Source organism: Pseudomonas sp. VD-NE ins (genome assembly GCF_031882575.1).
GTDB classification, from domain to species: domain Bacteria; phylum Pseudomonadota; class Gammaproteobacteria; order Pseudomonadales; family Pseudomonadaceae; genus Aquipseudomonas; species Aquipseudomonas fluorescens_BZ.
This window is the reverse complement of record NZ_CP134772.1, coordinates 4433034-4454350: the sequence shown is the minus strand read 5'-3', so window position 1 is coordinate 4454350 and position 21317 is coordinate 4433034. Positions and strand designations below refer to the sequence as shown.

24 protein-coding genes are annotated in these 21317 nt (G+C 55.9%); 13 read left to right on the top strand and 11 right to left on the bottom strand.

Annotated elements, in window-relative coordinates; all coding sequences use genetic code 11:
* Positions 1-19 precede the first annotated feature (19 nt).
* Both RMV17_RS19735 and RMV17_RS19730 read left to right on the top strand, forming a co-directional pair.
* A complete protein-coding gene (locus RMV17_RS19735; protein WP_128615534.1) occupies positions 20-202 on the top strand; it encodes a type II toxin-antitoxin system HicA family toxin in 183 nt (60 codons plus the stop codon).
* Between the two features lie 152 nt (positions 203-354).
* Positions 355-792: a type II toxin-antitoxin system HicB family antitoxin gene (locus tag RMV17_RS19730; RefSeq protein WP_128615535.1), complete on the top strand. Its 438-nt coding sequence runs from the start codon at positions 355-357 to the stop codon at positions 790-792.
* Between the two features lie 597 nt (positions 793-1389).
* On the opposite strand, the gene RMV17_RS19725 is transcribed toward RMV17_RS19730, so the two are convergent.
* The 3 genes from RMV17_RS19725 to RMV17_RS19715 all read right to left on the bottom strand — a co-directional run bounded on the left by RMV17_RS19725 (position 1390) and on the right by RMV17_RS19715 (position 4554).
* Positions 1390-3000 carry a TIGR02391 family protein gene (locus RMV17_RS19725; protein ID WP_311881895.1) on the bottom strand — a complete coding sequence of 537 codons (1611 nt, stop codon included), beginning with the start codon at positions 2998-3000 and terminating at the stop codon, positions 1390-1392.
* Complete coding sequence (locus RMV17_RS19720) at positions 2997-4055, bottom strand: DNA cytosine methyltransferase (protein ID WP_311881893.1); 1059 nt, start codon at positions 4053-4055, stop codon at positions 2997-2999. The genes RMV17_RS19725 and RMV17_RS19720 overlap by 4 nt, the downstream gene beginning before the upstream one ends.
* Before the next feature lie 283 nt (positions 4056-4338).
* Positions 4339-4554, bottom strand: coding sequence for a hypothetical protein (locus RMV17_RS19715; protein ID WP_311881891.1), 216 nt, complete (start codon positions 4552-4554; stop codon positions 4339-4341).
* 1087 nt (positions 4555-5641) lie between these two features.
* On the opposite strand from RMV17_RS19715, the gene RMV17_RS19710 reads away from it, so the two are divergent.
* Positions 5642-6004, top strand: coding sequence for a DUF6124 family protein (locus RMV17_RS19710; protein ID WP_311881890.1), 363 nt, complete (start codon positions 5642-5644; stop codon positions 6002-6004).
* Between the two features lie 86 nt (positions 6005-6090).
* Here RMV17_RS19710 and RMV17_RS19705 read toward each other — a convergent pair whose 3' ends face one another.
* The 3 genes from RMV17_RS19705 to RMV17_RS19695 form a co-directional block, all read right to left on the bottom strand.
* Positions 6091-7506 (bottom strand): amino acid permease, encoded by a 1416-nt coding sequence (locus RMV17_RS19705; RefSeq protein ID WP_186624051.1) that lies wholly within the window; start codon positions 7504-7506, stop codon positions 6091-6093.
* A 124-nt stretch (positions 7507-7630) separates the two neighbouring features.
* Positions 7631-8683 carry an ornithine cyclodeaminase gene (locus RMV17_RS19700; RefSeq protein ID WP_311881889.1) on the bottom strand — a complete coding sequence of 351 codons (1053 nt, stop codon included), beginning with the start codon at positions 8681-8683 and terminating at the stop codon, positions 7631-7633.
* A gap of 50 nt (positions 8684-8733) precedes the next feature.
* Positions 8734-9768, bottom strand: a complete 1035-nt coding sequence (locus RMV17_RS19695; RefSeq protein ID WP_311881887.1) for a histone deacetylase family protein — start codon at positions 9766-9768, stop codon at positions 8734-8736.
* 119 nt (positions 9769-9887) lie between these two features.
* Here RMV17_RS19695 and RMV17_RS19690 point away from each other — a divergent pair, with 119 nt between their 5' ends.
* Positions 9888-10388 (top strand): Lrp/AsnC family transcriptional regulator, encoded by a 501-nt coding sequence (locus RMV17_RS19690; RefSeq protein ID WP_311881885.1) that lies wholly within the window; start codon positions 9888-9890, stop codon positions 10386-10388.
* A gap of 77 nt (positions 10389-10465) precedes the next feature.
* On the opposite strand, the gene RMV17_RS19685 is transcribed toward RMV17_RS19690, so the two are convergent.
* Complete coding sequence (locus RMV17_RS19685; RefSeq protein WP_311881883.1) at positions 10466-10876, bottom strand: hypothetical protein; 411 nt, start codon at positions 10874-10876, stop codon at positions 10466-10468.
* Between the two features lie 136 nt (positions 10877-11012).
* Between RMV17_RS19685 and RMV17_RS19680 the strand changes: the two genes are divergently transcribed.
* Positions 11013-11225 carry a hypothetical protein gene (locus RMV17_RS19680; protein WP_038362448.1) on the top strand — a complete coding sequence of 71 codons (213 nt, stop codon included), beginning with the start codon at positions 11013-11015 and terminating at the stop codon, positions 11223-11225.
* 3 nt (positions 11226-11228) lie between these two features.
* On the opposite strand, the gene RMV17_RS19675 is transcribed toward RMV17_RS19680, so the two are convergent.
* Together RMV17_RS19675 and RMV17_RS19670 are read right to left on the bottom strand one after the other, a co-directional pair.
* Positions 11229-12020 carry a transporter substrate-binding domain-containing protein gene (locus RMV17_RS19675; RefSeq protein ID WP_311881878.1) on the bottom strand — a complete coding sequence of 264 codons (792 nt, stop codon included), beginning with the start codon at positions 12018-12020 and terminating at the stop codon, positions 11229-11231.
* Positions 12021-12124: 104 nt separating this feature from the next.
* Complete coding sequence (locus RMV17_RS19670) at positions 12125-12766, bottom strand: NAD(P)H-dependent oxidoreductase (RefSeq protein ID WP_311881876.1); 642 nt, start codon at positions 12764-12766, stop codon at positions 12125-12127.
* Between the two features lie 102 nt (positions 12767-12868).
* Here RMV17_RS19670 and RMV17_RS19665 point away from each other — a divergent pair, with 102 nt between their 5' ends.
* The gene (locus RMV17_RS19665; RefSeq protein ID WP_311881874.1) at positions 12869-13723 is read left to right on the top strand and encodes a LysR family transcriptional regulator; all 855 of its coding nucleotides are present in this window, start codon (positions 12869-12871) and stop codon (positions 13721-13723) included.
* Positions 13724-13730: 7 nt separating this feature from the next.
* Here the strand turns inward: RMV17_RS19665 and RMV17_RS19660 are convergent, their stop codons facing one another.
* Complete coding sequence (locus tag RMV17_RS19660; protein ID WP_034156385.1) at positions 13731-14201, bottom strand: hypothetical protein; 471 nt, start codon at positions 14199-14201, stop codon at positions 13731-13733.
* A gap of 165 nt (positions 14202-14366) precedes the next feature.
* Here RMV17_RS19660 and RMV17_RS19655 point away from each other — a divergent pair, with 165 nt between their 5' ends.
* The 4 genes from RMV17_RS19655 (at position 14367) to RMV17_RS19640 (ending at position 16919) form a co-directional block, all read left to right on the top strand.
* Complete coding sequence (locus RMV17_RS19655) at positions 14367-15032, top strand: ribonuclease T2 (RefSeq protein ID WP_311881871.1); 666 nt, start codon at positions 14367-14369, stop codon at positions 15030-15032.
* Positions 15033-15166: 134 nt separating this feature from the next.
* Positions 15167-15664, top strand: coding sequence for a PAAR domain-containing protein (locus RMV17_RS19650; RefSeq protein WP_150811783.1), 498 nt, complete (start codon positions 15167-15169; stop codon positions 15662-15664).
* A gap of 3 nt (positions 15665-15667) precedes the next feature.
* Positions 15668-16402, top strand: coding sequence for an alpha/beta hydrolase (locus tag RMV17_RS19645; RefSeq protein ID WP_160058776.1), 735 nt, complete (start codon positions 15668-15670; stop codon positions 16400-16402).
* A complete protein-coding gene (locus RMV17_RS19640; protein ID WP_311881864.1) occupies positions 16395-16919 on the top strand; it encodes a hypothetical protein in 525 nt (174 codons plus the stop codon). Before RMV17_RS19645 ends, RMV17_RS19640 begins: the two co-directional genes overlap by 8 nt.
* Before the next feature lie 15 nt (positions 16920-16934).
* Here RMV17_RS19640 and RMV17_RS19635 read toward each other — a convergent pair whose 3' ends face one another.
* Positions 16935-17792 carry a LysR substrate-binding domain-containing protein gene (locus tag RMV17_RS19635; RefSeq protein WP_034156382.1) on the bottom strand — a complete coding sequence of 286 codons (858 nt, stop codon included), beginning with the start codon at positions 17790-17792 and terminating at the stop codon, positions 16935-16937.
* Between the two features lie 109 nt (positions 17793-17901).
* Here RMV17_RS19635 and RMV17_RS19630 point away from each other — a divergent pair, with 109 nt between their 5' ends.
* The 3 genes from RMV17_RS19630 (at position 17902) to RMV17_RS19620 (ending at position 21144) form a co-directional block, all read left to right on the top strand.
* Positions 17902-18606 (top strand): haloacid dehalogenase type II, encoded by a 705-nt coding sequence (locus RMV17_RS19630; RefSeq protein WP_311881861.1) that lies wholly within the window; start codon positions 17902-17904, stop codon positions 18604-18606.
* A gap of 15 nt (positions 18607-18621) precedes the next feature.
* Positions 18622-19395, top strand: coding sequence for an aldolase (locus RMV17_RS19625; RefSeq protein WP_311881859.1), 774 nt, complete (start codon positions 18622-18624; stop codon positions 19393-19395).
* 177 nt (positions 19396-19572) lie between these two features.
* Entirely contained in the window at positions 19573-21144 is a 1572-nt protein-coding gene (locus RMV17_RS19620) for a diguanylate cyclase (protein WP_311881857.1), read from the top strand.
* Positions 21145-21317 lie beyond the last annotated feature (173 nt).

Here is a 21317-nt window from a genome sequence, read left to right as displayed (position 1 = left end):
GAGACGATGAGGCATGCACATGAAATACAGCGAGTTTCGGCGATGGTTGAAGGCCCAAGGCGTTCTGTTTCAGAACGGCAAGGGTAGCCACTTCAAGGTTTCAATAAATGGCGAATCAACCGTATTTCCCGACCACACGGGCAAGGAAATGCCCGAAGGGTTGAGAAAGTCGATAATCAAACAGCTGGGTCTCAATGATTGAGGCCCAGCTGTACCCTCATCAGCAAGTCAGCAAGTCAGCAAGTCAGCAAGTCAGGAAGTCAGGAAGTCAGGAAGTCAGGAAAGCGAGAAAATCAGGAAGATTAGAAAGTCGAGGAAGTCGAGGAAGTCGAGGAAGTCGCGGAGGGTAACGTTATGTTTGCTTATGCGTTAGATGTTCACAAAGAGCCGGGCAGCTTTTGGCTGTCATGTGCAGAAATCCCAGAGATGCACGCCGCCGGCGATACTCTGGAAGAGGCGTATGAAAGCGCACTGGATTCAATCGAGACAGCTTTGTCTATCTATGTCGATGATCGTCGGGCGATCCCAACCGGTGGGGAAGCTAAGGGCGAGTTCGTGCTGCGTTTGCCAGCTCTCACCGCATCGAAAGTCGCATTGTGGAATACGCTCTTGGAGTCGGGAGTTAGCAAAGCTGAGTTGGCCCGTCGGCTGGATGTTAATCGCCCCCAGGTCGATCGCTTGGTCGACTTTCTCCACCACTCTAAGATCGAAAACGTGGAGCGCGCCCTGCAAGAGCTGGGGCGTCGTATCTCGCTTTCAGTAGAGAAGGTAGAGAAGGTGGTAGCGGCCTAAGCTCAGCGGCAGATCGCTGGATACAAGCCCCCACAGCCTTGGCTGTCGGGGGCTTTTTTGCGCCTGGGCTATCCGATCACTGGCCCGTCTTGGGAAAATCCCGCCGCCACGAAAAAAACTCCTGAAAAAGCACTTATCCCCCTCCCGCCGACGGGGTTTACGTTCCTTTTTTGTGCAAAGGCCAGAGCTGTGCAAACGCCGGCTTTGCATAGGCCCGCTGCGGGGGCTGTGAGCGTTGTAGCGATTGCACGCAGTGCAAGGTTTTGAAAATAAATGCAATACCGACTTCAATTGCTCTGGCATTAAAGCGTTTAAAAGTATCCCGAAAGGCCCCCGGTTTTACGGAGTGGAAGGCTCACAAAACAGTCATTTTGCGGGGTTTTACGTTTTTGAAATAGTCGTAAAGGAGAGCTTGTGGCGCCGTTAAGCAAGGGCGGGCCGTGAACCCAGCCCCTAGAAACGCTGAGCCTAGAGGGCTATTGAGCCAGTTTCCATGCATTGCAAAGTTAGGGGAGAGCGCCTAGCGCGAGATTATCATTTTGAAGGCCGCGTTCCGCCCAAAGAAGGCATTCTGGACGCGACCTTTGGAGGTTTTGCTCATTCCTCTTCTGTCGACTCTTTCTCGGCGTCTATCCTCGTGACCAAGTACGAGGTTAGGCTGAGGATATCTAAGCAGTCTACTTCTGAGAATGTATTGGGGACGAGCGTGTCAATGGGTGAGTGGTTCAAAGGGTTTCGAAACCCCATGAAAAGTCCTCTGGATAAATGATCCTGCCCTTTCTGAATATTATCTCCAGAATCGGTATCTACATCCGCAACTTTAATAACGGGAGGTCGTGTGCCGAAGGCTTTGCCGATTAAATCTGCGCCATCGGACTTAAGGCCAGAGATCTTTCTGATAGTTTCAAAATAGATTTTAACTCCTTGGTCAGCTGCATCTCCATATTGTTGATTTTCATAATAGCTACGAACGCGATCTCTAAGCGCCGAATGCAGATGCCGCCAGTGCAGTTCCGGGTATTCTGGTATTAGTTCGTGTAGCGCTTCAACGATGGGAACGTACTTTGTTATAGACTCATCGTTGTTGAGAGTGTCAAGAATTATGGAGGTTTGCTCCCTGACTTTTTGAGGCATGGTAGACATCCACTTTTCAGTGTCGATACCAGTGGCCTCTCTGATCGTGGTACCTTTCTTTGCTCTTCTCTTTTCACGCCAGCTATTATTAACTTTGGATATGGTTTCGGAAAGAAATTCCCGAAATTCCGCCATCTCAATATTGTCCCAATTTATGGATTGACGATTCGTTGATATCACATCTTCGTCAAGTTCATCAATGAAGTCAGCGCGAATCCAACCGGTGAGATATTGGTAAAAGTGGCTAGAGGTGCTGCTTGAAAAAAACTCGGGCGCGTTCACCAGTTTTCCACGTGAAAAAATAGATATGCCGCGCAATCCAGAGTTAGGGCGAATCGGAGTCTCAGCGGTGAAGAGCTTCCCAATGACATCCTTGTATTTAGAGTCGTCTTCTATGTAGTCGTCAAGATCCCACTCAAATTCTTTATTGAAGTGTTTGTATCGCCGCTGTTCGTTGACGATAGCGCGCTCTGTGCCTTTATTTATTATGATGCTAAAGGTGGTGTCGGAGATAAATATCTTAGACAAGCTATCAGCCAATGCTTCTATGTCGAAGCTCGATTGACGTTTGAGCTTTGCAAGCTTGATAGTGGTGCCGGACGCGCGAGTGGTTTTTTGGTTGTTAATTTCACGAGTGGGTGAATACTCACCCTCTGACGTCATGAGCGTGTCCCAGTCCAAGCTAAACCGGTTCCGCAGTCCGTCCTTAATCGTGTCAATGGTTATATGCTTGGACAGTCCAAAAAGTGCAAGTTTACCCAGTCCTTTTTTACCTGTGGCGAGCCGCTTGAATCGTGTAGTGGGCTCATCACCTTCTTTTTGCCGGCGATTTCTGCCAATGACCAGAAATTTTTCTTGAATGTCGAGGGCACTCATCCCATGCCCATCGTCTGTAACACTGATAGAAGATGGCCCTGACGCAGTCTCGGCGAGGTTTATTTTTACCTCAGATGCGTCCGCGTCGTATGCGTTGGAAATCAATTCAGCAAGAGCCGGAGGAAGCGTAGAGTACATTCGAACCCCCAAGTGCTCGATAGTCTTGGGGTCAAACTTCATTACAAAGCGCTTGGTCATTTTACGTTCCCTGTTTCAACCGACTTTAAATGCTGTATATATTTTTTTGCGTGGGCCTTAATCAATAAGGGCGGAAGCGCGTTACCTATCATTAGCGCGGCGTAATCTTTTCCTCGTTTCAGCGAAAACTTATAGTCTTCGGGAAAAGTCTGAAGCAAAGCGGCTTCTCGAAGTGTGATTGATCTATTCTGATCCGGATGGATAAATCGACCTTTAGAAGGGTTGGTGCAGCCACCAGTGATTGTTGGCGCTACGTCGTCCCAAGACATTCGCCCATATACGTCTTTGTAAGAACCAGGTCGTTTGATATGACATGGTAGCCAAAGCTCTAGTGGGAGGTCGCTTCTTGAGCCACCATCGGTAGGGACGTTCTCAATTATCGTTGATACTTTTTTGCTTCTAGAGACAGGTAGGTCGTGAAGTTCATCACCTGAACAACCAGGTATAGGCAGTGCGCCTATTGCTTGCTTTACCGTTGCTCTAGTTCTTGTCTTCTCAGGCTCGTTGATAACTCCGAAAAGTGAGGCCTGTAAAATCATACGCTTTCGGCGTTGTGGCACGCCGAAGTCAGCAGCGTCCAGAACTTTTACAGTGTTATCATCTATTACATAGCCAAGCACTTTAAGCTCGGCTTTAAGTTTTGACATGCGTTCGTCTTTGGCTAGACCTGGTACGTTTTCCAGCATGATGGTTTTTGGTAGGAAAACCTTAATGTAACGTAACACCTCAAAGACTAAATCGTTTCGTATGTCATCTACTGAACTGGATCTGTTACGTGTTTTGTGGGTCGAGAAACCTTGGCATGGCGGGCAGCCTGCGAGGAGGTCTAATTCTCCGTGTTTTAATCCCAAACTATCCATAACTTCTTTGGGATCTATTTTAGAAAGATCACCAATAAATAATCTTGATTTTTTATGATTCAGTTTGTAGGTGGCTGCCGCAGTTTCATTAAGCTCAAACCCTGCAAGTACTGAGAATCCAGCTGCCTTTAATCCAGTTGTGAGTCCACCTGCTCCACAAAACAGGTCGATTGCGCTTGGTTTCTTAAGGGTCATATAAATGGACTAAAGCTCAAAAAAATAAAAAACGTCAATGTATGCGGCTGAACGACGTGCCCGCTGAACGCTAGCAGAAAGCCATCCTTTGAGCCAGAGGAGCAGTAATGCACCTCAATGCACCTCGGCTACCGCGCTTCCTTTCATTCGAGAGGGGAGGCGTCGATTTTTGCATAGTCGCGTTGATCATGCACGGTGCGAGCGCCTCGATTCGTCAGCGATAGCCCTACGCCGGTACCGATCAACTACCTGATGAATTCATACAGGTGGAGCAATCAGGCGACTAATTTTTTTCAATCGATCTCAACCGAGCCAACCCCTGCTTTATGAAGCCTGCGTTTTCGCCGATGCGACTCAAGGCGCCCCTTGCGTTGTCACCGGCTTCGCCAAAGCCTTGCTGCTCTGCTAACAGCGTCAGTTCCATCAGAGCGGCTTCAATCGCAATTTGGTTTTCGTACATCCTTTCGAGCGTCGCGTAGAGGGAATACTCGTTTGCCATATCTTCGACTCCTTTCAAAAATCGAAAGCATAGCAGGGCGCCTCATCACTGATTTCAGTTCGAGGCTGGGAAAAGGGTAATTTTGGTAAGTCGATGCCGGAAATTGTCTACAGCCCTTATAGAACGTGGCTTTGACGTATTACCTTTGAAGGTAATATTTGGTAAGGCAGGAGGTAATATTTTGCCAAGTGCTTGATTTTAAAGGGGTTCATGAATGGCTAAAATTACTACGGCTAAAGGTAATTTTCTAACCTTTTCCTTACCCTATTATTACCTTTGTGGTTCATCTGTAAGTCTTTGTATTTATTGAGTTATTTCTGAAATAAAAAAGAACATTACCAATATTACCTTTTTCCCATGGGTCAACCTGAAAACGGGGTCAAGCACAGACGGGGACGGTGCTAGCCTTCCATGCACCTAATGTAACGCTCACGAAATCGCCTGCAGCCAGGATGAACAGTGCTGGGATTGGACCCGAAAACGGATGCTTAAAATTTGCTACAGCAGTCGGCAGGAGGGATAGGAGGAAGAGGGGGGGAAGGCAAAGCTGGTACGCAACTGGTACGCGGTTTGGCGGGGAGGTGTTTGGGCCTTTATTTGTGGGAGCTAGGAGAGAGGTCAGTCCAATCCATCATCGGCGCGACGGACAGCGCTTGAAAAGAACGCAATACTCTCTGTGCTGTTGACAGTACTTGGATCAATCAGCGTGCCAGTAAAGCCTTTCCAAACGGAAAATACGTGTCTGTTTAATAGAAGTCTGTTACTGCAGTCCTGAGCCTACACTTCCTTGCGCATCCCCCTACACCTAAGACAGAATCCCCCGGCTTGTGCCTCTAGCCCGCAGGTTCTATCGTCCCTACGTCACTGAAAACCAGTGATCGGGTTTGGTAGCCCGTCTCCGTCAGAAGCACAAGACTACTGTCTTGCGAGGGCGTTCTCGTCTTCGTTTTATGGTGGTCATGCGCGGGGCGTCTTCGGATGCGCCGGGGTTCCTGACGACCGGTCTACCAACCTGCGTATGGCCTCCACCCTTCGTTTGGTAGCGAGAGTGATGGCTCCTTTTCGTTCATCCGTCAGGAGTTACACCATGTTCAAACCAACACCGAATCCACCAGAAACCGATCCCGCATCCCCCTACGATTCCCTCAACCCCAAAAAACTCCACGAAGCCGCCGAACGCGCCCTCGATCACTATCTCCTTCCCGCCGGCCACATCATGTCCAGCGTCAACGAGCCCGAGCGCATGTACCTCGCCAACCCCAAGTACGACTCGGAATCCCTGCTGGCCAACGCCAGTGAAACGCTGAGTTCCGCTTCGGAAATGCTCAACAATTTCGCCGCCGCACTCGAGCCCTCGCACCGCAAAACCGCGCTGGGCATTGCGCAGGTGGTGATGTTGGGGGAGTTGGCGGTGAATCAGGCGTTGGATAACGTTGAGGTGAAGGCGTAAAGCTTGTCCCGCCATGGGCAGGTGAAATGCTCGTTCACTGATAACCAAAAGCCGTCACTTTAAGGTGACGGCTTTCGCTTGCACATCTAGCCAAACTGACCCGCCGACTCAACCGCAGATTTCGGCTTCCTCAACCGCGTCAGCTGGTAAGCAATCCCCAACCAGACAAACCACCCCGGCATCACCATCAGCGCAATCCGCGTGTCAGGCCTCAACGCCAGCAACCCCAGCACAAACCCCAAAAACGCCAGCGAGAACCAAGCCATCGGCACGCCGCCGGGCATCTTGTAAGCCGACTTCGCATGCAGATCCGGGCGTTTTTTGCGGTAGGCGATGTAAGACGCGAGGATGGTCGACCAGGTGAAGATCACCAGAATCGCCGACACGGTGGAGACGATGGTGAACGCGGTCATGACTTCCGGCACGATGAACAGCACCAGCACACCCACCAGCATCAACAGCGTGGTGAACGCCAGGCTCAGCAGCGGCACGCTGTTGCTCGACAGTCGGCGGAATAGGCCGGGGGCGTTGTCTTGGTTGGCCAGTCCGAACAGCATGCGGCTCGAGGAGAACACGCCGCTGTTGGCCGAGGAGGCGGCCGAGGTCAGGACCACGAAGTTGACGATGCCGGCCGCTGCGGGAAATCCGGCGACGAGGAACAGTTCGACAAAGGGGCTTTTGACTGGAGAAACCTGTTGCCACGAGGTCACGGCGATAATGCAGGTCAGCGCCAGCACGTAGAACAGGATGATTCGCAGCGGAATCGAGTTGATCGCTTTGGGCAAGGTCTTCTCTGGCGAGCGGGTTTCAGCGGCGGCGGTGCCGATCAGCTCGGTGCCGGCGAAGGAGAAGATCGCCATTTGAAATCCGGCGAAGAAGCCGAACAAACCGTTGGGGAACGCCGCCTGTTTGTCCACCAGGTGACTCAGGGACGCGGTGACGCCACTGGGTGAGACGAAGGAGCTGGCGATCAGCACGGTGCTGACGCCGATCAGGGTCACGACGGCAATGATCTTGATGATCGCGAACCAGAATTCCACCTCACCGAACAGCCTGACGGTCAGCACGTTCAACGCGAACAGGGTCGCCAGCATGCCGACGGCGGGTATCCACGCCGGGACGTCGGGGAACCAGTACTGGAAGAATCCACCGACCACGACGGCGTCGCCGATCACCGCCACGCTCCAGCTCAGCCAGTACGACCAGCCGAGAAAGAACGCCGCGCGCGGGCCGAGGTAGGCGCCGGCGAAGTCGGCGAAGGTTTTGAAGTTGAGGTTGGACAGGAGCATTTCGCCCATGGCGCGCATGACGAAAAACACGAACAGGCCGATGATCATGTAGATGAGGATGATCGACGTTCCGGAGAGGGCGATGATCTTCCCGGAGCCCATGAACAGGCCGGTACCGATGGCACCGCCCATGGCCATTAACTGGATGTGACGATTGCTCAGCGTGCGCTGCAGCGCGGGCTGTTCAGGCAGCCCGGAAGGGGTCGATTTCATTGCAAAACCTCTTGATTTTATGTTTTTGAGTTTTGGCAGAAAGTAGGTGTCGAGCGTTCTTGTTAGAGGTGCAGCGGCTAATCACAAGGTGAATCGCCCCCTGTGGTGGGGGCGGCGATTGCGATCAACTGACGGTGCGCAGACGCGAGGCTTTGGCCGGTTGCGGATCCAGCAATTGGAAGAGGTTTTTGATGTTGGCCGGCGTCGGCACCAGGTGGATGCGTTGGCCGATTTGCTGCGCATGGGCCAGGTCTTTCAGGTAGCGCAGTGAGGAAAAGTCTTCCAGGGCAAAACCCACCGAATCGAAGACCGTCACCTGCGTATCGTTTTCGCGTCCGGCGACTTCGCCCTGCACAATCCGGAAAAACTCGATCACCGGGGAATCGGCTGCCAGTTGCTGAATGTCGCCTTCAACGCGCGTTTGCGGCTCGAACTCGACGATGACCCGAGCGTTGCGCAGGATGTCGGCGTGCAGTTCGGTTTTACCCGGGCAGTCACCGCCGACCGCGTTGATGTGCATGCCGGGCTCGATCATTTCGGGGGTCAGAATCGTTGCGTAGGCTTTGTCGGCGGTGACCGTGGTGACGATGTCCGCGCCCTTGACCGCGTCCTTCACCGAACTGGCCAGAATCACTTCGATCCCTGGGAAAGCGGCGAGGTTGTGCTTCAACTTGAGTGAAGCGTCGCGATCGATATCGAAGATGCGGATTTCGTTGATGCCCAGCATTTCGTGAAAGGCCAACGCCTGAAATTCGCTTTGCGCACCGTTGCCAATCAGGGCCATTGAGGTCGCACCCGGACGAGCCAGCGATTGCGCGACCAGCGCGGAGGTTGCGGCGGTGCGCACGGCGGTGGTCAAAGTCAGTTCGCTGAGCAGGGTCGGATAGCCACTTTGCACATCGGCCAGCAGACCGAAGGCCATGACCGTGAGCAAGTTCTGCTGGCCGTTGTTCGGGTGGCCGTTAACGTATTTGAACGAGTACTGCTGGCCATCGTCGGTGGGCATCAACTCGATCACGCCGTCCGCCGAGTGATTGGCCGTGCGCGGCGATTTATCAAACTGCGCCCAGCGTGCGTAGTCCGCTTCGATGTAGCCGGCCATTTCGCGAATGGCGCGGCGGATACCGACTTGGGTGAACAGGCGTGCAGCATCATCGACATCAATAAAAAGCGTCATGTTCTTGTTCTCCGATCCAGTCATTGAAAGGTTGTAGAGCGCGAGTTGGCTCAGCTGCGTTTGCTCTCGAAACCGTGCAGCACGTTGACGGCATTGATGCCGATTTCATCGACCATGTAGCCGCCCTCCATGACGAACAGAGTCGGGCAGCCGACGCTGGCGATCAGTTCACCGATGCCGATGAAGTCCTCGCTCTCCAGCAGGAAGTGGCTGATGGGGTCGTCCTTGAACGTGTCGACACCGAGGGAAATCACCAGCACTTCAGGCGCGAACTGCTGGAGTTTTTTGCAGGCGTGGAGCAGGGCGTTGCGATAGCTCTCCCACGTGGTGTTTTTCGGCAATGGATAGTTGAGGTTGTAACCCTCGCCTGCACCCGCGCCGACTTCGTGGCTGTAGCCCGAGAAGTACGGATAGGACACCGCCGGTTCGCCGTGCAACGAGACGAACATGACGTCGCTGCGCTGATAAAAAATGTTCTGCGTGCCGTTGCCGTGATGGAAGTCGACGTCGAGCACCGCGACACGTTTGGCGCCTTGGGTGATGGCTTGCTGCGCGGCAATCGCGGCGTTGTTGAGGTAGCAATAACCGCCCATGTATTCGCGCGCGGCGTGATGGCCGGGCGGGCGGCACAGGGCGAAGGCGCTGTCGTGGCCTTCATCGAGCAGGGCCAGGCCGGTGAGGGCGATGTCGGCGCTGGTTTTCACCGCTTGCCAGGTCGTCGCGGTGATCGGCGAACCGGCGTCCATGGCATAGAAGCCGAGCTTGCCGTCGATGAACGTCGGCACCTGCTCGCCGGCCAGATCGCGCACCGGCCATATCAGCGGCAAGGCATCGTGAGTGCGACCGGTGGCGCACCATTCGCTCCAGGCAGTTTCGAGAAAACTGACGTAGCGCTCGCTGTGCGCGTTGACGTAGCACGAGCGGTCAAACGCGCGCGGTTCGACGATCTGCCCGAGGCCGACCTGTTTCACGCGGTTGTGCACGGTGTCGGCGCGACTCGGTTGTTCGAACGACGGTTTGAGCACGCCGTCTTTCAATTCGGTGCCGTGGTGCAACCGGTGGGAATCACTGAAAACTGTAAACATTCTGCGCATCCGTTATTGTTGGCCAGTGCAAATATTCTGTTCCGGCTGGGCTGCGCTTTCTTTGCTTTGTGTTCGTGATTCAGTTGATTATTCGGGCGTTTTTACTCAGGAATGGCGTTATGCAGAAAAAAACATCCAAACGCATCAGTCTCGATGAGACCGATCTGGCGATTCTTGAATTGCTGCAGGAAGACGCCAGCGTTTCCAACGCGGAACTCAGCGAGCGGCTGTCGCTGAGCCTTACGCCGTGCTGGCGGCGGCGCAAGCGCATGGAGGAGGCCGGGGTGATCAAGGGCTATCAGGCCAACCTCGATCGGCGAATGCTCGGGCTGGATATCATGGCGTTCGTGCACATTCGTTTTTCCACCCACGCCGACCACGCGCCGGACGCTTTCGAGGCGGTGATTGCGCAATTGCCGCAGGTGGTGGCCTGCCACAAGATCACCGGCGATGCCGATTATGTGTTGCAGGTGTTGGCGGAGGATCTTGATAGCTACAGCGATTTCATCGAGCAGGTGCTGAGGCGTCAGGTGGGGATTGCCTCCATTCAGTCCAGCCTGGCATTGCGCGAGGTCAAGACCGGGAGCCGGATTGCTATTCCTAAACCGGGAAAGGACTGAGTGGGCAGAGGGGCAATCATCTTTTCAGTTTCAACGCGTTGTAGGTTGTTGATGCGCCATTGCCACGCAGGGCTGTATTAACTCCAGCCTTTGCAGTGAGCGGTAATCTCTGCCCAGACTTGCCGATAACTAAACCGCAACCATGCGGTGTGGATCTTGTGAAGTTGCCGCCGAATCCAGCTGTGCTTGTTTGCGAGCAGCATCTGCTCGATATCCCGGTTCAATGAGTCAGGTTCGAATCCTGTCCAGACCGGCGGGAGTACGCATTCCAGATTTCCGGCGCAGACGACGGCAACTTCTGCATACAGAATGTCTTTGACTTGTTCCGGGTCGTAGCCTTCGACTTCGCGGGCGATGTAGGGGTAATCGACGCCGCTGTCGACGAAGATGTCGGAGAGGGCTGCGCGGATTTTGTATAAGTCGGCTGGACTCAGCTCTCGTTTCAAGCTTGGGCCTCCCGGCGTTAAATAGCGCTGATCCGATTGCATGTGGCGATCCTTGTCAGGCAGGTTGTCGATTCTGAACGCGCGCTGTCGATCAGCAAAGTTTCATCTTGCCGCGTGCGAAGCAGGCCTAGTCTGCTGAGACAAGATCGTCGCTGTTCATCCCGAGGGGAATCGTGCCATGCGCCTGAATGTCGTCAAAGTGCTGTTGATTGCTGCTGCAGTATCGGTGTTGAGTGCCTGTTCCGGCGCGGGTGGTTTGACCACCACCCGTTGTTTCTCCAGCGACTGTCAGTCGCCGGAGGGGCGTAACGCCAATACGTTGAAGTTCGGCGGCAACAGTATCGGCAGCAGTCTCAATCAATACAGCTCCGGCATGTTGCATGACGATTGAGGATTACTGCGCGGCCGGTACGGCGATCCACTCGCTCAGGGTTTGCTGATACTTGCCGGTGACTTTGCTCAAGTGCAGCCACTGATCGACGTACAGTTTCCAGCTGATGTCATCGCGCGGCAGCAGATAAGCCTTCTCGCCGTACTGCATGTACTGATGCGGATTAACCGCGCACAGGCCAGGTTTGAGTTTCTGCTGATACAGCGCTTCCGAGGCGTCGGTGATCATCACGTCGGCCTGGTTGTCGAGCAGTTGCTGGAAGATTGTCACGTTGTCGTGCAGCGCCAGTTGCGCTTTGGGCAGGAAGGCGTGGACGAAGGCTTCGTTGGTACCGCCGGCGGGTTCGACCAGACGCACGTTGGGCTGGTTGATCTGCTCGATTGTCTGGTACTTGCTGACATCGGCGCAACGCACCAGCGGGATCTTGCCGTCGGTGTCGAGGGTGTTGCTGAAGTAGGCTTTTTTCTGCCTTTCGAGGATCACCGAGATACCACCCATGCCGATGTCGCACTTGCCGGCCTGCATGTCCGGCATCAGGGTTTTCCAGGTGGTTTGCACCCATTCGACTTTGACCCCGAGGCTGTCGGCCAGCGAACGGGCCATGGCGATGTCGATGCCTTCGAAATCGCCGTCGGGGCGTTTGAAGGTGTAGGGCTTGTAGTCGCCGGTGGTGCACACGCGCAACTGGCCTTGTTGCTGGATGCTGTCGAGGTGCGAAGGGGGTTCTTGGGCCTGAACGGCGGTGGCCAATGTCAGCGCACCGCAGAGAGTCATCATGCTTTTTAGAATTGTCATTGAGCTGGGGGCTTCTGAAAGGGAAGGTGGCCCAGTGTAGTAAAAGCCTTTAGTGAGTGTCATCAGAACGGGTCGCTGATCGGCGGATGACTGTCTTGGCCGCTTCAGCAGGCGAGCTGATCGGCCAGATCCCGCGCCCGTTGTGAGGCAGCCAGCCGCGACTCACGGTCGACGTCTTCGCCGAGAATGGTCTTCTCGACACGTAATTCATGCACATCGCTGATGCCGATAAACTCGAGCCAGGCGGCCACGTAGGGTTTCTGAAAATCGAAGCGCTCGGCCGGTGTGGTCGACTGCGCCGAAAAATCCATCCCGCAGGCATAGGCACCGACGGCGATTTTGTTTTTCAGCAGACCTTGCAGGCCGTGTTGCGGGTCGAAACTGAAGAGGATGTCTTTCTGCGACACCAGGTCGATGAAGTGTTTGAGCTTGTACGGAATGCTGAAATTCCACAGCGGCACCGACAGCACAATCAGGTCGGCGCGATGCAGGTAAGCGGCGAGGTGCTTGAGCTCATTCCACGCCGATTGCTGGGCGGTCGTCAGTGGTGTGCCATAGAGGCCGGCGTACTTGGCGTCCATTGCGTCCTCGCCGAACTCCGGCAGCGATATGCCCCAAAGGTCGAGGGTTTCGACCTGGGTCTGCGGATGATGCTGCAGATAGCGATCGATAAAGCTGCGCGCCACTTGCAGTGACGCGGAGCGTTGTTTGCGCGGTGAACATTCAATGTGCAGAAGGGTGGTCACGTGAAGCCTCGGCAGTCGGGGGAGTGAGTGCGAGGCATTGCAACATAGCGCGTATCAAACTATAAATCGTGAATAAATTGGCTATTGATCACGTATCTCACTATGTTCGACGCCCTGTTGTTGAAGACCTTTGTCACCGTTGTCGATGAGGACGGCTTCAGCCGTGCGGCGGAAAAACTGCATTTGACGCAATCGGCGGTCAGCGGCCATCTGCGCCGGCTCGAAGAACAAATCGGCAAACCGCTGCTCAAGCGCACCACTCGTTCTCAGCAACTCACCGCCGACGGTGAACGCCTGATTGCTTACGCGCGGACGATTCTGGCGTTGAACCGCGATGCCTGGGCGCAGCTCACGCGCACGCCGTTTCAGGGGCGGGTGCGGATTGGCGTGTCCGAAGATTTCGTCGAGGCGCGGTTGTTACGCGCATTGCAGGATTGCGCGGCGCAGCATCCCGGTATGCAGATCGAAGTACAGGTGAATATTCCGGGGACGTTGCTGGGCCAGATGCAGCAGGGCGATCTGGAGATGGTCATCGGTTCGCTGTGTGAAACCGGCGAGTCAGGACGTTTACTTTGGCAGGAGCCACTGGTGTGGGCGTGGGCCGCGCAGCCTGTCACGCAGTTGCCGATGCCTTTGCCGCTGGCGCTGTTTCCCGAGCCTTGTCCTTATCGCGAGGCGGCGTTGACGCGATTGGCTCAGGCGGGCATTTCCCGGCGCACCGCGATGCTGTGTTCGAGCACCGCCGGGTTACGCGCGGCAGCGTTGTCCGGATTTGCCGTCGCGCCGATGCCGGCAAGTCAGTTGGGGCCGGGGATGGCCGCGCTCGGCGCGGAACAGCGCTTGCCGGCGTTGCCGGATGCGCAGTTCCGCTTGTTTGTCGCACCTCACGCTGATCCGCAGATGCTCGATGCGGTCTCGCAGGTGATCGTCGAGTTTTGCTCGGCGCGGCGGCAGTGATGGGGGGCTAGAGGCCGAGGCCTTCCTGCACTACCTGCAGCAAATTGTTCTCGGTCAGGGCGATGGCATCCAGTTCCTGACCGGTTTCAACCGTTTGCAACCACCAGTGGCTTTCGTGGTGTTCATCGACGGTTCGCAATAGATAAGTGTTTCTTTCCGGCAGGGTAATCTGCACCCGCCCGGCGCCATCCTCGGTAAACCGCGCAATGGGATCGAATGTCAGGCTTTGATTGTTGGCCTCGATCACCAGTTGATCAATTGCGTAGTCATGCGCCTCACCATCCGGTGAAGTTTCGCAAACATGCGTAGGATTTCGCCGAATCTTCAGTCCTACTTCGGTGACGGGCTGCAACCACGCCTCAATGCGGTGGTACAAGTCATACACCTGAGCAGGCCAGCAATCGATTTCCAGTGCCGCATCCGCGTGGGTATGCCGGGTTTGCTTGAGTTTGGCGGCGAGTTCGTCTGCTTTACTCATTTTGGTTCCCTAGGTTTGGTGGCTGCCTGTTAATCGTAGACCTTTCAACGGCGTACGGCTTTGCCTTGCGTCATGCGCTTGCAACACAAGCGTGTCGAAATCAGCGCTGGCCAAGTCGGTCAGGATCGAAAACCATGGACGCAAGCGTCCCAAAGGAGTGGGTACATGAAAAAGCTGTTTACAATTTTGGCGGTGATTGCGCTGACGGCCGGTAGCATCGGTTTGAGTTCGGCGCGGCAATCACAGTCAAGCAAAGCCCAGGCGGAATCGGTGGCGGGGGTGTTCGATTACTACCTGCTGGCGCTGTCCTGGTCGCCGACCTTCTGTTTGACGCACAAAGACGACTCACAGTGCACGGGCAAGGGTTATGGGTTCGTGCTGCACGGTTTGTGGCCGCAATACGCCAAGGGTGGCTGGCCGGAATCCTGCCCACCGCTGACCACGCTGAACGCGGCGCAAACCAGCCAGGGCCTGATGCTGTTCCCGACCAAGAAACTGCTCGACCACGAATGGTCCAAACACGGCACCTGCAGCGGCCTCGGCGCGATGGGCTATCTGGATGAAGCGGACAAAGCGGTGGCGGCGGTGAAAATCCCGCAGGAACTGCAACCGTTCAGCTCCTCGTATTACTTCGAGGCGCAGGAAATCGCTGACCTGTTCCGCAAGGCCAACCCGGGCATTCCAGCCGATGGCATCGCCGTCATTTGCAGCGGCCCGGAACTGTCGGAAGTGCGCGTGTGCATGGGCAAGGATCTGCAGTTCGGCGCCTGTGGCAAAGGCGTGAAAACCCAGTGCCGGGCGGGGGATATTCGCGTGCCGCCGTCGCGCTAACCTGAGCGGTTTCCACATATAAAAAGGCGCCCGATCGGGCGCCTTTTTTGGTCTGAAGGTTTGAAGTCCCCGGCGAAGTCCCGCATGCTTGCGCCCCCGAAAGGATGACCTCGTTACATTGCAAGGAGCTGTTCATGAGCGGAAAACCCGCCGCCCGCGTCACCGATCCAACCGCCTGCCCATTGCCGGGACATGGCACCAATCCCATTGTCAGTGGCTCCCCGAATGTGAATTTCGACGGCTTGGCGGCTGCGCGGATGACTGACAAATCCGCCTGCGGCAGCCCGATTACCGGTGCTGTTGCGTCGACGGTGTTCATCAATGGTTTGAACGCCGCGACACTGGACAGCACCGGTGGTCACGGCAATGTCGTCATCGGCGGTTCAGGCACGGTCATCATCGGTGACACAGTGACATCGGCTCCCTTCAGTGGCTTGTTGCCGATGCCGGTGCATTTCACTGACCGGTTGAAACTGGTCAATGACGTGACCGGTGAGCCCATGCCTGATCATCCTTACGTTATTCAGCGCGCTGACGGACGTCTGGAACATGGGGTGTCTGACGCGAACGGATTTACTCACCAAGTCAGCTCGCATCTGCCTGAAACCATCAAGTTGTTTTTGGAGGAGTGAGGCATGGCTGCTGAAACGGTAACGTGCGCGAAGGGCAACAATTACAAGCTTCACAAGGAACATGCGCTGACGGATAAGAAGGATGTCAGTGACAAGCCTGTGCCGGTGGAGAGTACCAAGGCGATTGTTCTATTCGTTGGTGGGGCTGGCGACAAAGAGAGTTATTACTTTTCCGGACCATATAAAAATATCCGAGAGGCATGGGTGACATTTGATGATCGCACCCGTAAGTTGCAAGAGCAGGGTAGATACAAGTCAGATTGGTTGGGCTACAACGAGGTCAGAGGAAAACAGGATATTCAGCGTCATGTCTTGAGCCTTATTCCTTACAAGAGTTGTCCTGTTTATATCGTCGGACATAGCCTCGGTGGATGGAATGGCGCTCATCTGACAAAAATCATGTCGGAATGGGGCTACCGAGTTCAGATGCTGATCACTCTTGACCCGGTAGGAGAGGGAGCTTTGGTTTGGCTGGGGTCGGATATTTATCGCGAGCGACCTGAGCCAATCACCAATGACTGGATAAATATCAAGGCTGCACCCACCCAGAGAGACCCGTCAGATGGAGTGGCTGACTTTGGCGAGAAATGGCTTGTTTCATGCGGTCCATCGGTGAATGTCAGTGTCGATACGAACCATGCCAACGCTTTCGGGCTATTCAATGCGCCGATAGCAGGCAGGAAATCGGCGAGCGACTTCTTGTTTGAATCCATCATGAAGGAGTTTCCGGGTGAATAAGTTTTTACTTTGCGTATTTCTATGTATTTGTTCCGGGTGTGCGAAAGATCATATAAAACCACCTGCGAACTTGGTCTTCCGTTCTGTTGAGAGGGATGATAGTTCGCTTCTGTATGTCATTCGGTATCAGTCGGATGTCGATGTCCTTAATCTTTTTGATCGAGGAGAAAGGGTGGGGATGGCGTCAGGCATGTTTGAGTGCGGTTTGTCGGATGACCAAGATTTTTCTATTAAGAAATTCATGCGATTTACTGCATTTGGTGTAATAGAACCCGAAAAAGACGTCAGCAGAAAAGTGGGGTTCTCCTACTTGACCCGTACTTTCATGAGTGAACTTTCAAACGGTGGCGGTTCGCGGCGAGACTTGTCAGCGGCAGAACTGAACCAACTCCTCTCCAACAAACAACAAATCCCCTGCAAAGTCGTCGTCACCGCCTACGGCTACAAACCCTACTACTCAAACACCATGAACATTCCCGTCGCGGACCTCCTACGGGAAATCAACAAACCCCGGTAGCTGAAGCGGGGGATTTCAGGCAAATCCCCCCGCATCCACCCCCAGCTCTCCTCGTAAAAACTCCACCAATCCACGCTGCAACCCACTCAAAACCCCATCACGACTAACCAGTGCCAACTCCGTCGGCGCCAGCTCCGGCAAATCCGTACACACCTGATGCTCAGGCAACACCGCCGACACCGGTAGCACCGACACCCCCAGCCCCGAGGCCACTGCCGCTTGAATCCCGGTCAGGCTGTGGCTGCCAAACGCCACTCGCCACGGTCGCTGGGCAACATCGAGCAACCGAATGGCGCGCTGCCGATACAGGCAGCCCTGCGGAAACAACGCCAACGGCAGCACGCCAGTGGACGAATCAAACTCCGCACCTTTGACCCACACCAGCCGCTCCGGCCAGGTCGCCCACGCCGGGCCGCTGTCAGGTTCGCGTTTGATCAGGGCGATGTCGATGTCGCCGGCATCGAGGCGCTGGCGCAGATCGAGGCTCATGCCGCTGAGGGTTTCCAGCCGTGCTTGCGGATGGCTGCGGGTGAAGCCGGCGAGGATCAGCGCCATGCGCCGCGCGTCGAAGTCTTCCGGCATGCCGATACGCAGGATTTCCAGATCGAGGTCGCTGGCCAAGGCTTCAGTGGCTTCGGCGGACAGCGCGAGCAAACGGCGGGCGTAGTGGATCAGCAGTTCGCCGTGCTCGGTGACGGCGACGTTCAGGCCGGTGCGATCACGCAGCAGCAAGGCGTGGCCGACCAGCTCTTCGAGTTTGCGCACCTGCTGGCTGACCGTCGACTGGGTGCGGTGCACGCGCTCGGCGGCGCGGGTGAAGCTACCTTCGTCGACCACGCAGACAAAGGTTTTCAGCAGTTCCAGATCCAGCATGGCGGTGCACTCGATAGTGGATTTTCAACTGACGATTGGCTATTTATTTAATTTCACACTATCACCGGGCGCTCATAAGCTGAAGTCCTCACTCCGGAGGATTCGACCAATGACACTCATCCACACCCCGCGCCCGCAGTGGCTGACCTTCGATTGCTACGGCACGTTGATCCAATGGGACGAAGGCCTCAAAGCTGTTGTCGGGGAAATTCTCAGTGAGAAGGGCGAGCATCAAGTCGATGTCGGGCACCTGATCGGCGTCTATGACCGTCATGAACACCGCCTCGAACAAACGCCGCCGCACCGTTCGTTCCGCGAGCTCAGCACCCTCGGCCTGCAATTGGCCTTGGAGGAATTGGGTCTGCCCAGCCTGCCCGAAGACAGCCAGCGTCTGGCCGCCGCGATCCCGAAGATGCCGCCGTTTGCCGAGGTGATCGAGACTCTGCGTGAATTGAAAACCATGGGTTTCAAACTGTGCATCGTCTCCAACACCGACGACGAGATCATTGCCGGCAACGTCGCGCAACTCGGCGGCTACATTGACCGGGTGATCACCGCACAACAGGCCGGCGCCTACAAACCGGCGCCGCGCCTGTTCGACTACGCTCATGAGCAGTTGGGCGTCAGCCGCGCAGAGGTGGTGCACATCTGCGCCAGCCCGATGCTCGACCACACGGCGGCGCGGGACATGGGTTTTCGCTGTGTATGGATCGATCGCGGCACCGGTCGCCAGTTGCTGGCGGACTATCGCCCCGACGCGATCCTCAACCGCCTCGATCAAGTGCTGCCGCTGTTCAAATCCCTTGGATGGTAATCACGGAGAATCGTCATGGCTCACACCCTGACTGCCAGTGCGCGGGCCTCACGCCCGACAGCGTTGAACCTCGACACGGAGGCGATCATCACCGCCCGCAACGAACTCGCAGCGTGCTTTCAATTGGCCGCATTGCATGGCCTGGAGGAGGGCATCTGCAATCATTTTTCGGCGATGGTGCCTGGTCACGACGATCTGTTTCTGGTCAATCCCTACGGTTATGCGTTTGCCGAGGTGACCGCGCAGAATCTGCTGGTCTGCGACTTCGACGGCAATGTGCTTGAAGGCGAAGGCCAGCCGGAAGCCACGGCGTTTTACATCCACGCACGGCTGCATAAACAACTGCCGCGAGTGAAAGTCGCGTTTCACACCCACATGCCTCACGCCACAGCGCTGTGCCTGCTGCAAGGGCCGCCGTTGTTGTGGTTGGGGCAGACCGCGCTGAAATTCTACGGCCGCACGGCGGTGGATGAAGATTACAACGGTCTGGCGCTGGACGAATCCGAGGGCGACCGCATCGCCGGGGTCATGGGCGACGCCGACATTCTGTTCCTGAAAAACCACGGCTTGATCGTTGCCGCGCCGACCATCGCCCAAGCCTGGGACGACCTCTATTACCTGGAGCGCGCCGCGCAGGTGCAACTGCTGGCGATGGCCACGCAACGGGAACTGAAGCCTGTGCCCCATGCCATTGCGCAACGGGCTTATGAGCAGATGCGCGAGGGCGATGCGCAAAGTGCGCGGGCGCATCTGCACAGTGCGATGCGGCGCCTGGCCCTTCACAACTGACTAACCCTAAAGAGGCAATCGAAAATAAATCGTCGAACAGCGATCATCCAAACTCGTTGCGCGCCGATATACCTGGGCGGAAGCGGGGCGTTTGCCCCGTAGATTCCGGTGGGCTACGCTCACAAACATAAGGGTTTACCCGCTGGCGCCCTTGTCGTACCTGCCCAGGACTTGCTTTTGCCTATCCCCATTCACGATCCGCATCAGGCCCCCGGAGGCACCCTTAAACGCCTGCCGCTGCGCAAAGCGGCGGTGCTGTTTATCGTTGCGGTGGGGTTGTGCCTGTCCGGTTTGCTGTACCTGCAACTGGAGCAGTCGCGACGGCAGGATCTGGCGGTGGCGAAGGTGGCTTCGAGCAACCTGACCCGGGCCATGGCGCAGCAGGCCGAAGACACCTTCCTCGCCGCCGATCTGGTGATGACCAGCCTGGTCGACTGGATTCAGGACGACGGCTACGGCGCGGCGCAACGACCGCGCCTGCAGAAAACCTTCGCCCGTCGCGTGCAGCAACTGGATCAGTTGCACGGCATGTTCCTCTTCGACACGCAGGGTCAGTGGGTGATTACCTCGTTCGCCGATCTGCCCCGTGGCAATGGCGTGGCGGACCGCGAGTACTTCAAGTTTCACCAGCAGAATGCCTCGACGCTGGCGCACATCGGCCCGGCGATCCGCAGCCGTGAGAACGGTGAGTGGATCATCCCGATTTCCAAGCGCGTCAATGATCACGCCGGCAATTTTCAGGGTGTGCTGCTGGCCGGGATCAAGATGTCGTACTTCGACCGCTTCTTCGAAAGTTTCAGCCTCGACGACCAAGGCATCATGTTTCTCGGTCTGAGCGACGGCACCTTGCTCGCCCGCCGTCCGTTCGATGAAAACCTGATCGGCACGTCGCTGGCGCAAGGGCGGATTTATCGCACGTTGCTGCCCGAGGCCTCCGCCGGCACCGCAATGATCGATTCGGTGGTCGATGGGGTTGTGCGTCTGTACGGCTATCGACGTTTGTCGGCGTATCCGTTGGTGGTGTCGGCGGCGACGTCGCGCGACACGATTCTCGAGGGTTGGTACGCACGCGCATTCCAGTCGAGTGTGATTGTCGCGCTGGTGATTCTCGGCATCGGCCTGTTTGGCTGGGTGTTCATTCACCAGGTGCGTGACGGCGAACGGATCGAGAAAAACCTGCGCAAGGCCCAGCGCACACTGGAGCAGATTGCGACCCACGACAGTCTGACCGGGCTGGCCAATCGACGTTTGTTCGAGCGTTCGCTGGAGATCGAATTCGCCCGCGGCGCGCGGCAGGTCAGCCCGGTCAGCCTGATCATGCTCGATATCGATTTCTTCAAGCGCTACAACGATGCCTATGGTCATGTCGCCGGGGATCATTGTCTGACTCAGGTCGCCCAAGTGCTGCAAACGTGCTGCCAGCGCAAGTCGGATCTGGCGGTACGTTACGGTGGCGAAGAGTTTGCGGTGCTGTTGCCGGACACCGACATCAACGGCGCACTGGCAATTGCCGGGCAGATTCGTCGTAGCGTGATCGACAAGCACATCATCCACAGCGGCTCGCCGACCGGGTATCTGACGGTGAGTCTGGGTTGTTATTCGTTTATCCCGAGCGGTAATGACAGCCTGGAAGTGTTTATCCAGCGCGCCGATGCGGCGTTGTATCAGGCGAAAAATGCCGGACGCAATCGCGCGGCGGTGTTATCGCTGGACAGCGGTTTGGCCGATTTGATGCGCTCTGATCGCTGATCTGCAAACCAACACAAAAACCTGTGGGAGCTGGCTTGCCAGCGATGGCGGTCGGTCAGTCAAGGAAGATGTCGACTGTGCTGACGCTATCGCTGGCAAGCCAGCTCCCACAGGGAATTTCATTGAGCCAGGATTAGGTGAACCCCCCTAGAAACCGAGGATGTGTTTCACCG